The sequence below is a fragment of the Amorphus sp. 3PC139-8 genome, assembly GCF_040750475.1.
Taxonomy (GTDB): Bacteria; Pseudomonadota; Alphaproteobacteria; order Rhizobiales; family Amorphaceae; genus Amorphus.
The window spans coordinates 112,655-126,911 of the sequence record NZ_JABJVY010000009.1; the positions used below are offsets into that span (position 1 = coordinate 112,655).

At 66.0% G+C, this 14,257-nt stretch carries 11 protein-coding genes and 1 pseudogene; 7 read left to right on the forward strand and 5 right to left on the reverse strand.

What is annotated here, in order from left to right; translation table 11 throughout:
• Positions 1 to 6: 6 nt before the first annotated feature.
• Complete coding sequence (locus HNS03_RS10765; RefSeq protein WP_367195223.1) at positions 7 to 1,062, forward strand: hypothetical protein; 1,056 nt, start codon at positions 7 to 9, stop codon at positions 1,060 to 1,062.
• 12 nt (positions 1,063 to 1,074) lie between these two features.
• On the opposite strand, the gene HNS03_RS10770 is transcribed toward HNS03_RS10765, so the two are convergent.
• Together HNS03_RS10770 and HNS03_RS10775 are read right to left on the reverse strand one after the other, a co-directional pair.
• Complete coding sequence (locus tag HNS03_RS10770) at positions 1,075 to 1,476, reverse strand: hypothetical protein (protein ID WP_367195224.1); 402 nt, start codon at positions 1,474 to 1,476, stop codon at positions 1,075 to 1,077.
• A 96-nt stretch (positions 1,477 to 1,572) separates the two neighbouring features.
• Complete coding sequence (locus HNS03_RS10775) at positions 1,573 to 2,574, reverse strand: GlxA family transcriptional regulator (protein ID WP_367195226.1); 1,002 nt, start codon at positions 2,572 to 2,574, stop codon at positions 1,573 to 1,575.
• Between the two features lie 240 nt (positions 2,575 to 2,814).
• Between HNS03_RS10775 and HNS03_RS10780 the strand changes: the two genes are divergently transcribed.
• The 5 genes and pseudogenes from HNS03_RS10780 (at position 2,815) to HNS03_RS10800 (ending at position 10,544) form a co-directional block, all read left to right on the forward strand.
• On the forward strand, positions 2,815 to 4,494 hold the full coding sequence (locus HNS03_RS10780; protein WP_367195317.1) for a formate--tetrahydrofolate ligase: 1,680 nt from the start codon (positions 2,815 to 2,817) through the stop codon (positions 4,492 to 4,494).
• Positions 4,495 to 4,913: 419 nt separating this feature from the next.
• On the forward strand, positions 4,914 to 6,164 hold the full coding sequence (locus HNS03_RS10785) for a sarcosine oxidase subunit beta family protein (protein WP_367195228.1): 1,251 nt from the start codon (positions 4,914 to 4,916) through the stop codon (positions 6,162 to 6,164).
• Positions 6,165 to 6,422: 258 nt separating this feature from the next.
• Positions 6,423 to 6,698: pseudogene (locus HNS03_RS10790) on the forward strand (sarcosine oxidase subunit delta); the annotation flags it as partial.
• A 95-nt stretch (positions 6,699 to 6,793) separates the two neighbouring features.
• Positions 6,794 to 9,910: a sarcosine oxidase subunit alpha family protein gene (locus HNS03_RS10795; protein WP_367195229.1), complete on the forward strand. Its 3,117-nt coding sequence runs from the start codon at positions 6,794 to 6,796 to the stop codon at positions 9,908 to 9,910.
• A complete protein-coding gene (locus HNS03_RS10800; RefSeq protein ID WP_367195231.1) occupies positions 9,903 to 10,544 on the forward strand; it encodes a sarcosine oxidase subunit gamma in 642 nt (213 codons plus the stop codon). The genes HNS03_RS10795 and HNS03_RS10800 overlap by 8 nt, the downstream gene beginning before the upstream one ends.
• 81 nt (positions 10,545 to 10,625) lie before the next feature.
• Here the strand turns inward: HNS03_RS10800 and HNS03_RS10805 are convergent, their stop codons facing one another.
• From HNS03_RS10805 to HNS03_RS10815, 3 genes are all read right to left on the reverse strand, one after another.
• Positions 10,626 to 11,525: a methylenetetrahydrofolate reductase gene (locus HNS03_RS10805; protein ID WP_367195233.1), complete on the reverse strand. Its 900-nt coding sequence runs from the start codon at positions 11,523 to 11,525 to the stop codon at positions 10,626 to 10,628.
• A 250-nt stretch (positions 11,526 to 11,775) separates the two neighbouring features.
• The gene (locus tag HNS03_RS10810) at positions 11,776 to 12,396 is read right to left on the reverse strand and encodes a DUF930 domain-containing protein (RefSeq protein ID WP_367195234.1); all 621 of its coding nucleotides are present in this window, start codon (positions 12,394 to 12,396) and stop codon (positions 11,776 to 11,778) included.
• A 271-nt stretch (positions 12,397 to 12,667) separates the two neighbouring features.
• Positions 12,668 to 13,720 carry a MaoC family dehydratase gene (locus tag HNS03_RS10815; RefSeq protein WP_367195236.1) on the reverse strand — a complete coding sequence of 351 codons (1,053 nt, stop codon included), beginning with the start codon at positions 13,718 to 13,720 and terminating at the stop codon, positions 12,668 to 12,670.
• Between the two features lie 102 nt (positions 13,721 to 13,822).
• Here HNS03_RS10815 and HNS03_RS10820 point away from each other — a divergent pair, with 102 nt between their 5' ends.
• The gene (locus HNS03_RS10820; RefSeq protein WP_367195237.1) at positions 13,823 to 14,224 is read left to right on the forward strand and encodes a RidA family protein; all 402 of its coding nucleotides are present in this window, start codon (positions 13,823 to 13,825) and stop codon (positions 14,222 to 14,224) included.
• Positions 14,225 to 14,257: the final 33 nt, after the last annotated feature.

A 14,257-nucleotide genomic window follows, 5' to 3' on the forward strand; every position in this document is an offset into this window, starting at 1 on the left:
AGTTCCATGCGCCTTCTCGCTGACGTCTCCAGCCACGGCTTCGGCCATATGATGCAGACCTCCTGTGTGCTGGCGGCGCTTCATGACCGGACCGACCGGCTCGCGGTGCGTCTGCGCAGCGCACTTCCCGCCGCCGTAGTGGCGCGGTTCGCGCCGTTGCCGGTCGAGCTCGGGCCTCCTCCGTTCGATCCGGCGCTGACCATGTCCGCCCCGGACACGATCGACGTGGCGGCCACCGCGCAGAACTACCGCGATTTTGCCGAAGCATTCGAAACCGCCGTCGCAGAGGCGGAAAACGAGATCGCGGCGTTTCATCCGGACTTGGTGTTTTCCGATATCGCCGCGCCGGGCCTTGTGGCGGCACGCCGGGCCGGAGTACCCGCCGTGGCGCTCTGCTCGCTCAACTGGGCGGACATTCTGCGCGCGGTCATGCCCCCCGGCTCGGTCCCCACGCAAGCGCTGGCGCTGTTGGAGGACGCCTATGGCGGGGCGGACATCTTCCTGATGCCCGATCCGTCCATGGCGATGCCGAACCGCGGAAACCAGCGCCGGATCGGCCCGATCGGTCGGCACGGCACGCCCTGCCCCGATCGCATCCGCGCCATTCTCGGCCTGCCGGAGGATCGCCCGCTCGGGCTTCTGTCATGGGGAGGTTGGGACAACGCGGTCGGAGCCGGCTTTCTTGCCGCCCTTCCCCACGATATCGCCTGGATTTCAGATGCCGGCCCGCTTCTGGTTCAGGGCATCGATCATGTCGACCTCATCGCGTCCTGCGCGATCGTGGTCGCCAAGCCCGGCTACGGCACCTTCGTCGACACCATCGGAAACGGCGTCCGCCTGGTGTTCACCGACCGGCCGGGCTGGCCGGAAACGCCCGCACTCGCCGCCTGGGCGCTCCGACACGGCGCGGCACGCGAAATTCACAAGAAAACCGCCGACGCGGAAGCCGCCGAGGCGATCGCGGAATTGATGGCCGAGACGCCGCCCGCCCCACCGGCATTGACCGGCGCGGACGAGGCTGCGGAGATCATCTGCGACGAGATACTGCCGCACGTCCGATAAAGCGGACGTCCGTCAATTGACCTGTTCGCAGATCACGCGGGAGCCGCCGGTGTTGTAACAGCTCAGCGCCGGCGGACCAGCCGGTTCCGGCGGTGCATCGCAGGACACCCGCTGAAGCGTATAGTGAGCCGGTTCGACGATCTTGCGCGTCTCCACATAGACGGCCGGCAGGGTCACCAATTCCCACTGCTCCACGTCACCGACCTTCCGGACGACCCATTGTTGCTTTTGCGGCCGAACCAACTCGCCTTCGGTGTTCACATAGACCTTCGCGGGCACGAGAGTCTTAATGTAGCACTTGCTGGCCGGAAGCCGGCTGTCGTCGACATAGGTCTCCCGAGCATTCGCCGAGACCGCCGTCCCGAACACTGCGGCAGCCACTGCGGCCATTCCAATCCGCCAAGCTTTGTTCATGCTTCGCCTCCCAGCCTAACAACGCAACTTTAGCGTAGGGTTAACGAAACATTAACAACATTTTGCAGCGGGAAGCGACTCCGATCGGCTCGCTTTCTACTCCGCCGCCAATTGCGCCGCGTCGCGCTCCAGCCGGGCGGTGGCCGGCGACGTCCCGTACATCTCGCGGAAACACTTGGAGAAGTGAGACGCGGACACAAAGCCGCAGGCAATCGCCACGTCGACGATCGGCATGTTCGATTGCAGGAGAAGATGGCGCGCCCGGTCGAGCCGGATTTCCAGATAGTAGCGCGCGGGCGACATGCCGAGCCCGGTGCGGAACAAGCGCTCGATCTGGCGCCGCGAAAGGCCGACATAGCCGGCGATATCGATCAGCGACAATGGCTCGTCGATGTTCGCTTCCATCAGTTCGATGATGAACAGAAGCTTGGTGTTGTGAACGCCGAGGCGGGCGCGCAGCGGCAGGCGCTGGCGATCGTGCGGGTTGCGCACCCGATCCGCGAGACACTGTTCGCAGATCCGGTTGACGACGTTCTCGTCGTGGTCGGCCTGGATCAGCGAGAACATCATGTCCAGCGCCGCCGTACCGCCGGCACAGGTGTAGATGTTGTCGGCGACCTCGAAGAGGTCGGCAAACACGTTCGCCTCGGGAAACTTCTCCGAGAAGGCCGGCAGCGTCTCCCAGTGGATCGCGCAGCGCCGGCCTTCCAGAAGGCCCGCCTCGGCCAGCACCCACGCTCCGGTGCACAAGCCGCCGACCGTCACCCCGGCGGTATGGAGCTGGCGCAGCCATGGCCGCACGTTGCGCGTGTCCAGGCTCTCCACGCCGATACCCGAACACACCAGCACCATGTCCGGCCGCTCGGTACCGGTGAAATGGCGCTCGTCGGCGAGAGAGCCTTGCACCGCAATGGAACAGCCATTGCTCGCCGTCTCCGCCCCGCCATGCTCCGAGGCAAGACGCCAGCGATAATATTGGTAGCCGAGATGCCGATTGGCGAGCCGAAGGGGTTCGATCGCGGTGGCGAACGCGATCATCGAAAAGTTCGGGAGCAGCAGGAAGACGATCGTGCGAGACTGTCGCTGTTGAGTGACCATTGCGCCACCGCTTCGCTTTCGACGTCGCCCCCGAAAGCAGGCCTAGAATCCCTAACAATGAAGCAAGATTAATTATCAGGCATCCGACCCGCAATGCGAGAAATAGCGGGGCTGCCGCTCCACCCACCGTTCGTTGCAAAGACGCCCGCGTGACCGCCACCCGCGATGGCGGGACTTGAGACCCCACGCCTGCTCGTTCACAACTGACAAATGAAAGACGGCACCAAAAAGGCTGGGGGAATCATGACGCCGAAATCCGACCTCGAGATCGCGCGCGCCGCTGTCCGCCGCCCGATCGCGGAGATCGCGGCCAAGCTGGACGTGCCGTTCGACAGCCTGGTGCCCTTCGGACACGACAAGGCCAAGATCGATCTCGACTACGCCGCGTCCCTTGGCGAGCGGCCAAGCGGCAAGCTTATCCTGGTCACCGCGATCAACCCGACGCCGGCCGGGGAAGGCAAGACCACGACGACGGTGGGGCTCGGCGACGGGCTGAATCGGATCGGCAAGCGCGCGGCAATTTGTCTGCGTGAACCCTCGCTGGGTCCCTGCTTCGGCATGAAGGGAGGCGCCGCCGGCGGCGGCTATGCCCAGGTGGTCCCGATGGAGGACATCAATCTCCATTTCACCGGCGACTTTCACGCCATCACCACCGCCCACAACCTGCTGGCGGCGATGGTCGACAACCATCTGCACTGGGGCAACGCACTCGGGATCGATCCCCGGCGGGTGACTTGGCGCCGCGTCATGGACATGAACGACCGGGCGCTGCGCGACATCGCCGTCGGTCTCGGCGGGCCGGCGAACGGCGTCGTGCGGGAGACCGGCTTCGACATCACCGTTGCCTCCGAGATCATGGCGATCTTCTGCCTGGCGGAGGATCTCGCCGACCTGGAACGTCGGCTCGCGGAAATCGTCGTCGGCTACCGCTTCGACGGGCGACCGGTCACCGCCGGCGATCTCAAGGCCGACGGCGCCATGACGGTGCTCCTGCGCCAGGCGTTCGCGCCGAACCTGGTGCAAACGGTGGAGAACAACCCGGCCTTCGTGCATGGCGGCCCGTTCGCCAACATCGCCCATGGCTGCAATTCCATGATCGCCACCAAGACGGCGCTGAAGCTGGCCGACTATGTGGTGACCGAGGCCGGCTTCGGTGCGGATCTGGGCGCGGAGAAATTCTTCGACATCAAGTGCCGCAAGGGCGGGCTGAAGCCCGATGCCGCCGTGGTGGTCGCGACCATCCGCGCCTTGAAGATGCACGGCGGCGCCGACAAGGCCGAGCTTGGCAAAGAGAATGTCGAGGCGGTCGCCCGCGGGGCGGCCAATCTTCAGCGCCACGTGGAAAACGTCCAGTCCTACGGCGTGCCCGTGGTGGTGGCGATCAACCGTTTCCTCGCCGACAGTGCGGAAGAGATCGAGGCCGTGAAGGCCGCATGCGCCGCCTTCGGCGCCGAAGCTGTCCTGTGCGAGCATTGGGCCAAGGGTTCGGCCGGCACCGAAGACCTCGCCAACGCCGTGGTCGGCCTGGTGGAAGGCGGCACGGCGGACTTTCACCCGATCTATCCAGACGACATGCCGCTTTTCGACAAGATCCGCATCGTCGCCCAGCGGATCTACCGCGCCGACGACGCGATCGCCGACAAGCATGTCCACGATCAGCTCGCCGCCTTCGAGGCTGCCGGCTACGGCAATCTGCCGGTCTGCATGGCCAAGACCCAATATTCCTTCTCCACCGATCCGAGCGCCCGCGGCGCGCCGACCGGCTTCACCATCCCCGTGCGCGAGGTCCGGCTGTCGGCGGGGGCCGGCTTCGTGGTCGCGCTCACCGGCGAGATCATGACGATGCCGGGCCTCCCGCGCCATCCGGCGGCGGAGGTCATCGGCATCGGCGAGGAAGGCTGGATCGAGGGGCTGTTTTAGAGCCGATTAGCTTTTCCCGGACGGCCAACCGATTTCCACTTGGCCTTAGGTCATGAACTCATAAATCCGGACGGTCCGGGCGGAGGCGATTTGGTCGAATGCCAGGAGCAAGAGCGCAGGAAACCCGGCCGGTTTTCAAGATTTTGCGACGCAGCAGTCGGGCAAATCGACTCGCTCCTTCGGACGCCGAAACATTCGCATTTATGAGTCCATGACCTAGCGCCGCGGACTTCGCTCCGACCGCCGGCTTTCTTCGCGACCGATACAGCTTCTCGAAACGACCCTTTGCGACATTGCGCGACGCGGATGGAAGGCCGCAGGGATCGTGACTTGTCGATAGTGGCGCTTCATGTTGCTGTAGTGGGCGCGCCGAGCAATGCCGACGCGTCCGATCATCCAATTCGAAGGATAGGCGGGCGATGCAGCGCTACTCCCTTCTCCGTCTGGTCCGCGAAGGCTTGAGAGGCCACACCGGCTGGGAGCCGGCCTGGCGCAAGGCCACGCTCAAGGATGCCTACGACGTCGTCATCATCGGCGGTGGCGGACATGGGCTCGCAACCGCCTATTATCTCGCCAAGGTCCACGGCATCACCAACGTCGCGGTGATCGAAAAGGGCTGGATCGGCGGCGGCAACTCCGGCCGCAACACCACGATCATCCGCTCCAACTATCTCTACGACGAATCCGCGGCGATCTACGATCACGCGCTCACGCTGTGGAAGACACTCGGCCGCGAGCTCAACTTCAACATCATGATGAGCCATCGCGGCGTGCTCAATCTCGCCCACGACGAGAACGAGGCGCGCCAGATCAAACGCCGCGTGGAGGCCAACCGGCTGAACGGCGTGGAAGGCGAATGGCTCGACGCCAAGGGCGTCCAGGAGTTCTGCCCAATCCTGAACATGGCGCCCTCCGCGCGCTACCCGATCGTGGGCGGCAGTTTGCAGCGCACCGGTGGCACCAACCGTCACGACGCGGTCGTCTGGGGTCTGGCCCGTGCCGCGAGCGCGCTCGGCGTCGACATCGTGGAGAAGACCGAAGTCACCGACATTCGCGTCGAAGCCGGCCGGATCACCGCCGTGGAGACCAACCGCGGCACCGTGAAGACGCCCAAGGTCGCCTCCGTGGTCGCCGGTCACACCAGCGTGATGGCCGACCTGATCGGCATCCGCCTGCCGATCCAGAGCCATCCGCTGCAGGCGCTGGTCTCCGAGCCGATCAAGCCGGTGATCGACTGCGTGGTCATGTCCAACGCCGTGCACGCCTATTGCAGCCAGTCCGACAAGGGCGAGCTGGTCATCGGCGCCGGCATCGACCACCACAACTCCTATACCCAACGTGGTCAGATCGCCCTGATCGAGCACCAGATCGCGGCGATCAAGGAGGTTTTTCCGATCTTCTCCCGGCTGCGGATGATGCGCCAATGGGGCGGCATCGTCGACGTCTGCCCGGATGCTAGCCCGATCCTGTCGAAGACGCCGGTGAAGGGCTTCTACATCAACGCCGGCTGGGGCACCGGCGGTTGGAAGGCAACGCCGGGTTCCGGCCACGTCTTCGCCGATCTGGTCGCCAACGACGAGCCAAACCGGATCGCCGCACCCTTCTCCATCGACCGGTTCGTGACCGGCGCGCTGGTCGCCGAACACGGCGCCGCCGCCGTCGCGCACTAAAATCGGGAGACGCGTTGCCGTGACACGGTCGATCCTCTCTCCGCTCATTCCCGCGAAAGCGGGAATCCATTCGGCCGAGCGTCGCGCCGAGACGATCGCAAGCCGTATCGTCGGTTCGAATCCGGGCCATGTTCCCCGACGACGGCGATGGCCCGAGATTGATTGCCGGCTCCCTATAGACTCCCGCTTTCGCGGGAGTGAGCGGAGCAAATGGCCATTGCTCAACGCTCCATTCGGCCTGCGCTAGGACCCGTCGCCATGTTCATCATCCCCTGCCCCTATTGCGGCGACCGCGACCAGTCTGAGTACGCCTATGGCGGACAAGCCCACGTGGCCCGGCCAGCCAATCCGGAAAATCTGAGCGATGCGGAATGGGCCGAGTTCGTGTTCTTCCGCGACAACCCGAAGGGCCCGTTTGCCGAACGCTGGAACCATGCGAGCGGATGCCGGCGCTGGTTCAACGTGATCCGCTCCACCGCGACCGACCGCATTCTCGCCGTCTACAAGATGGGGGCGCCGCGGCCCGAGTTGGATCTCGACCGGCCCGCCACCCCGTGCGGCGAAGTCGCCGGATCCGGTAACGACGCCGTGAAACTCGTTTCGGCAGACGCCGGCACAGGAGCCGCCCGATGAGCTCGTCCGAAGGCACCGCCCCCGGCACCTCGCTTGACTTCCGCACTGACGGAACTGCCGCCGCGCCGGCGGACCGCCAGCAGATGCGCGCCGCCGCCCGCCAGCCCTATCGTCGCGAAGCCGGCGGCCGGGTCGATCGCTCCAAGCCGGTCAACTTCACCTTCGACGGCAAGCCGGTTTCCGGCTACGCCGGCGACACGATCGCGTCCGCGCTGCTGGCCAACGGCATCCACATGATCGCTCGCGGCTTCAAATATCATCGTCCCCGCGGCGTGGCTTCGGCCGGCTCCGACGATCCGGCCGGCTTGGTCCAGATCGGCAGCGATGCCGCCGTCACCGACCCCAACACGCGGGCGAGCGAGCAGGAGATCTATGCCGGGCTGGAGGTGAAGAGCCAGAACGCCTGGCCGTCGCTCGGCTTCGACGTGGGCGCGATCAACGACGTGCTCCATCAGTTCCTGCCGTCCGGCTTCTACTACAAGACCTTCATGGGTCCGCCCGGCTCCTGGATGGGCTTTGAGAAGATCATCCGCGCCGCCGCAGGTCTCGGCGTTGCGCCGAAGGCGCCGGACCCGGATCACTACGACCACATCAACCATCACTGCGAAGTTCTGGTCGTCGGCGGTGGCCCGGCCGGCCTCTCCGCCGCGCGCGCGGCTGCCCGCTCCGGCGCCCGCGTCGTCCTGTGCGAGGAAACGGCGGAGCTTGGCGGCTGGCTGCTTTCCGCCGATCCCGACACCCGCATCGAGGGCCTGTCGCCTGTCGACTGGATCGCCTCGGTGGAGGCCGAGCTGCGCGATCACCCCGAGGTGCGCGTCCTCACGCGCACGTGCGCCTACGGCTACTACGCGGAAAACCAGGTCAATCTCTGGGAAAAGGTCGTCGACCATCAAATGCCGGCGGACCGGGATCCGCGGCTGCCGCGCCAGCGCAACTGGCGCATCCGCGCCCGCGAAGTCGTGCTCGCCACCGGCGCCACCGAGCGGCCACTGCTGTTTCCCGGCAACGACCGGCCGGGCATTCTGCTGGCCTCCGCCGCGCTGACCTTTGCAGAGCGCTATGGTGTCCTGATCGGCCGCAAGATTGCGGTCGTGACCAACAACGATACCGGCTACGACGCCGCTTGCCGGCTGAAGTCCGCCGGGGCCGGCGTGGTGGCCGTGATCGACCAGCGTGCCACCGCAGGGCCGGGCGTGGCCGAGCGGGCCAGCTCGCTCGGCATCCAGGTCCGCCGTGAGGCCGGCATCGTCGCCACCAAGGGCCGCAAGCGCATCTCCGCTCTCGAAGTGCGCCGCCTCGGCCTGGACGGTACCCCGAGCGGCCCGAGCGAAACCATCGCCTGCGATGCGCTCGCCGTTGCCGGAGGGTTCTCGCCAAACGTCGCCCTATTCTCTCAGTCTCGCGGCCAGCTCCGCTACGAGGAGGCGATCGGCGCCTTCGTTCCGGGCCGGTCGGTCCAGCGCGAACGCTCGGCCGGTGCGGCCAACGGTACCTTCGATCTTGCCGGCTGCCTTGCCGCCGGCGAAGTGGCGGGCGCGGAAGCCACCACCGCGGCCGGCTTTGCCGCAGCTGCCCAGGCCACTCCCGACGTAGTCGACCCGAGCGTGTCGCCCGGCGTTCTCGACCCGCGCACGGTGCTGCCAACGGCGCGGGCCGGCCGAACTTTCGTCGACACACAGAACGATGTGACCGTGAAGGATCTGCGGCTTGCCGTGCAGGAAGGCTACCACTCGGTGGAGCACGCCAAACGCTACACCACCACCGGCATGGGCACCGACCAGGGCAAGACCGTCAACGTCAACGCCTTCGCGGTGCTGGCCGACAAGCAGACCGCGTCGCTCCCGCAGATCGGCACCACCACGTTCCGCCAGCCCTACAAGCCCGTGACGTTCGGCGCCGTGGCAGGTGCCCACACGAAGGGCCATTTCCACCCTCGGCGCACCACGGCGATGCACGACTGGCACGTGCAGAACGGCGCCGTTTTCGAAACCGTGGGCGACTGGCTGCGCCCCTGGGTCTATCCCCAGGTCGGCGAAAGCCCGGAGGCCGCGCTGCAGCGGGAGGTTCGCGCCGCCCGCACCGAGATCGGCGTTCTCGACGCTTCCACGCTCGGTAAGATCGACATCCGCGGCAAGGATGCGCGCACCTTCTTGAACCGGGTCTATACCAACGCCTGGTCGAAGCTCGCCCCCGGCCGTTGCCGCTACGGTCTGATGCTGAACGAAGACGGCATGGTGTTCGACGACGGCGTCACCACCTGCCTGGCCGACGATCATTTCCACATGACGACGACCACCGGCGGGGCGGCGCGCGTGCTGGCTTGGCTGGAGGACTACCTGCAGACGGAGTGGCCGGATCTCGACGTTCGGCTGACCAGCGTCACCGAGCAGTGGGCCGTGGTTTCGCTCACCGGGCCGCGCACGCCCGAACTGATGGCGGATCTGGTGGAAGACATCGATCCGAGCCCGGACGCCTTCCCGTTCATGTCCTGGCAGACAGCCAGCATCGACGGGCTGCCAGCGCGGGTGTTCCGGATCTCCTTCACCGGCGGGCTCTCCTACGAAATCAACGTGCCGGCAAGCTACGGTCTTTGGCTGTGGCAAAAGGTGATGGACAAGGGCGCCGCCTACGGCATCACGCCCTATGGCACCGAGGCGATGCACCTCCTGCGCGCGGAGGCGGGCTTCATCATCGTCGGGCAGGACACCGACGGGACGATGACCCCGATCGACCTGCGCATGGACAAGCTGGTTTCGGAGACGAAGGGCGACTTCATCGGCAAGCGCTCGCTCAGCCGCTCCGACACCGTCCGGACCGATCGGCGCCAACTCGTCGGCCTTCTGACGGAGGATCCCTCGACGGTCCTGACGGAGGGCGCGCACGTGATCGAGACCGCTCACGAGCCGGCCCCGCCGGTCCCGATGCTCGGTCATGTCACCTCCAGCTACTATTCGCCGACCCTGGCGCGCTCGATCGCGTTCGCCGCCGTCAAAAGCGGCGGCGCGCGCCTCGGAGAAACGGTCTACGTCACCCGTCACGACGGCGGTGCGCCGATCAAGGCGACCATCACCGAGCTCGACTTTCTCGCCCAGAAGGAGGCTGGCCGTGTTTGATCCCCGCCGCCGTTCGCCGCTCGCCCACCGCGCCCCGATCCGCGCGGAAAACGGCGCCGTCAGCCTGGCCGAATGGCCGTTCCTGACCAAGGTCATCATTCGCTGCCTCGCCGAGCGCGACGTGGACGTGATCCTGCGCACCACGGGCATGACGCTGCCGACCGAGCCGTGCTCCAGCTTCACGCTGCAGAACCGCTCGCTTTTGTGGCTGGGGCCGGACGAGTGGATGCTGATTGCGCCCGATGGCGAGGCGGAATGCGCCAAGGGCGCGCTCGCCGACGAGCTGATCGAGGCCTACTCCCAGGCCGTGGACGTCACCGACAACTACACCATGATCACGCTGACGGGCCTGCGCGCCCGCGACGTGCTCGCCAAGCTCGTGACGATCGATCTGCACCCGCGCCATTTCGCCAAAGGCCGCGTCGTCGGCACGCTGGTCGCTGCCGCCAACATCGTCTTGTGGCTGCGCGACGAAAGCGATGCGGCCGGCCCGGTGTTCGACATTCTCGTGCGCTCCTCGATGGCCGACTATATGTGGTGCCTGCTTGCCGAATCCGGACGCGAGTTCGGGTGCCCGGCCCAGGAGCCGCGGGCCGGCGAACCCATGCGCGGCGGCCTTCCCGCCGCCGCCTGAGCGCCAGCCTCTCTCAAAACGACCGAGCCCGCGCGAGAGGACCGCGCGGGCTCGTTTGCGTTCAAGAAGGAGAAAAGAGGGTCAGATCCCGCCGTCGCTCGCCGCTGCGGGCGCTTCGACTGGCAGCGGCCAGGTCCCGCGCGACACCAGCCAATCGGCGGTTCGGCGCAAGCCCCCGAACGGATAGATGTGCGCCATGGCGATGGAGCTGACCGGCTCCGAGCGGATATAGGCATCGATCGGCCCCAGCACCGCCTCAGCGCTGTAACTCGTCGCCAGGACCGCATAGGCATCGGCATTCTGTCGCAACACCGACATCGACGCGCCGACGCCGCACAGCCCGGCATATTTCAAAAGCGTCCCGATCTTGGCCGGACCCGCAAGGCCGACATGGATCGGAAGCCGGTTGCCGGAGCGCTCCAGGCGGCGCGTCCAGGCGACCACCCGGCGTGGATCGAACCCGAACTGGGTAACGATCCGCATATTGGTCCCGGTGCGCGCGGCAAACTCGTTCTTCCAGGAAAGCGCGCTCAGGAGCCCCTCCTCGTCGGCATGGGCAAAGCCGGTGGGATGCCCGGCGACCGCCAGCGTGGAAAAGCCCTGGTCGGCGAAGATGCCGGTCGCAAGCGCCTCCATCGACGAGGAAAACGGGCCAGCAGGCTGGTCGACATCGCCCGCAATCACGAGCGCTTCCGAGGCCCCGCCATCGCGTGCGAGCCGGGCCAGCCGCTGGGCGAGCGCCCCCCGACTTTCCACCCGGCGCACCGCGACATGGGGAACCGGGATTAGTCCGGCGCGCGACAGTCGGCGCGCGGCTTCGACCTGCACCGTCATCGGCACATTGCGGATTTCCGGCAGATAGACCCGGGTTCCCGCCGGGAACAGCCGCTCGAGATCGGCGATCTCGAGGATCTGACGCGGTGCCGCTTCGATGGAAGCGGACAGCTTGGCCGACGCGGCGGCAGAAGAGAATTCGACCATGACCAATCCCCGAGCAAGTTCCAGGCGCACCTGCGCGATGCCAAATCGCGGCAGTCTAACGATCATCATGGCCTGTCAGGCCGGTGCGAGGCTGGCGTGCCTGCGACGTCGACAACCGAGTTTTCGACGCATTTGCGACACTCGGCCCACAGGCTGGGGGAGCAAATCCCACACACCCCTTTGTCAATGCCTCGAATCGGTGGGCAGTTCCCCAAGAGGGGGATGAGGAAAGGCACCATCCGCGTTGCGCCTACTCCGTGGTGTCGCCCGCAGTGAGATAGTGCTCCGCCCACTCCTCCCGCGGGATCGCATCGCCGACATGGAAGCTGAAGGCCGTCACCTCGGTTAGCTCAGGAGCGACATCGCAGGTGTAGCGGATTTCGTACCAAAGATGCCGGGAACGGATCGCGCCGCCTTCGGCGCGCAGGCGCAACTTGTCGAAGTTCAGCTCCGCCATGGCGTAGGCCACGAGATAGTCGGGATCGAACTCCGCGTTCCAGGCCCGCACCTGCTCCAGCGCTTCGGCGTTGCAGAGCTGGATCATCCGCTCGTCGGCGGAAAGGCCGAACAAGGTCCGGCGCGTCTCGGCGTTGCGCGGATCGTCCAGCACCGCCGACGACAAGATCCGCTCGGCCTGGATCAACCCGTCGTCCGACGGCGGAGGACTGAGAGCGTCAACTTCCTCCGGCGGAGGCGGGCTCGGCTCGGCGGCAGGCTCCTGCGGCGGCGCGGCCGGACGCCTCAGCGCCTCGAACTGCGTCTGGCTCAGAATCTCCACGGAAACCGGGCGCTCGGGACGCCGGACCGCAGGCGCGCGAAAGGCCAGAAGCCCCAAGCCGCCGATCACGACCACATGGCCAAGAATCGACACGGCCAACAGCCAGGGCGGCAGCCGGTCCAGCTGCCTGCGTGCGAGACTCGGTCCGCTTTTGTCGGACTCGCGGAGCGAATCTAAGTTAGTGTTTCGACGCGTTTCCAGGCCAACCGGCTTCCACTTGGCCTGGAAACGCTCTGGCGTCCGTTCGCCGCCCATTGCCGTATCGCCCACTTCGGCCAGGCCCGGAATGGGACCGCTTCGACAAAGCGGACAAAGGCGACCTTTGTGGTGGTTTTTCGGCGACCTTTCGTTTCGGGTGACGGCCTTACAATGGAAGCAGCGCCCAATAGTCGAGATCGAGCACGACCGCCGGATCGTAACGTCCTTCGGCGTCGAGATCCGGGAAATCCGTGCACGGCCGGTCCTTGGTCGCGATCGTCCTCAGCCGAAGCGCCCCGACATCGCGGCGGCCGGGGATCTCGCCCTTGTCGATCACTTCCGACCACGCATAGATCGTGTCGCCCGCAAAGGCAGGCGCGACATGGCGCCCCCCGTTGATAGCGGCAACGTGGAAGGCCGAAGCGATCCCGTTGAAGGACAGCCCGCGGGCGAGCGAAATGATGTGGCCGCCATAGATCAATCGCCGGCCGAATCGCCCCTCGCCCTCAGTGTGCTGGTTGAAGTGAACCTTGGCGGTGTTCTGGTAGAGCCGGGTGGCAATCTGATGCTCGGCTTCCTCGATCGTCATGCCGTCGACATGGTCGATCCGCTCGCCGATCTCATAGTGCTCATGGCGGAAGGGCGACCCGGCAAAAGCCTCCTCCCACTCGTCCATATCCAGAAGCGGCACCGCGTCGCCGAGCATGTCGGCGTCCAGGGCCGCGGGAAGCTCCGGCACATGCGGTTCTGGCGGCGGCGTGGCGGGATCGCGCTTGCGCACCATCACCCAGCGCACATAGTCGAGCACCTCGGTGCCGTCCGATTTGTAGCCGGTGGAGCGGACATAGACGACGCCGGTCTTGCCGTTGGAATTCTCTTTCAGGCCAATCACTTCGGAGACCGCATAGAGTGTATCGCCGGGATAGACAGGGGCCAGGAAACGGCAGCCGGCATAGCCGAGATTGGCGACGGCATTGAGAGAGATATCGGGAACCGTCTTGCCGAACACGACATGGAAGACGAGGAGATCGTCCACCGGGGCGTGCGGATAACCGAGCGCGTGGGCAAAGGCATCGGAGGACTGAACCGCGAAGCGGGTCCCGTAGAGCCCGGTATAGAGTGCCACGTCGCCGGCGGTCACCGTGCGCGGTGTCGCGTGCCGGATCACCATGCCGATGGTGAAATCCTCGAAATAATTGCCGTAAAAGGTCTTCGACACGGACGGCACCTCTGGCCAGATTGCGGTAAAACCGAGTTGCAGCGCGCCGCCGCGATCGTGTCAAGGCGAACGTCCGCTATCGCTCACATGGAGAAACTGCCGATGACCAGACGACTGATCTCGACCGGGTCGCCCTTCGAGGCCAAGGCCGGCTATTCCCGGGCCGTCGTGGACGGTCGCTGGGTATTCGTCTCCGGCACGACCGGCTACGACTACGCCAAAATGGAGATGCCGGAGGACGTGGCCGACCAGGCGCGCAACGCGCTTTCGACCATCGAGAGCGCCCTTCACGATGCGGAGTCTGAATTCGCGGACGTCGTGCGGGTGCACTACTACATCACCGATCCGGAGTACGCGGACACCGTGTTCGAGGTTGTAGGCGCGGTGTTCGGCGAGATCCGACCGGCGGCGACCATGATCGTTTGCGACCTGATCCGCCCGGAAATGAAGGTCGAGATCGAGGTCACGGCCCGGCGCAAGGAGTCCCGCCCCGGCGACGGGTGATCCGCCGCGCCGTCTCGTCAACGACGACGTTTT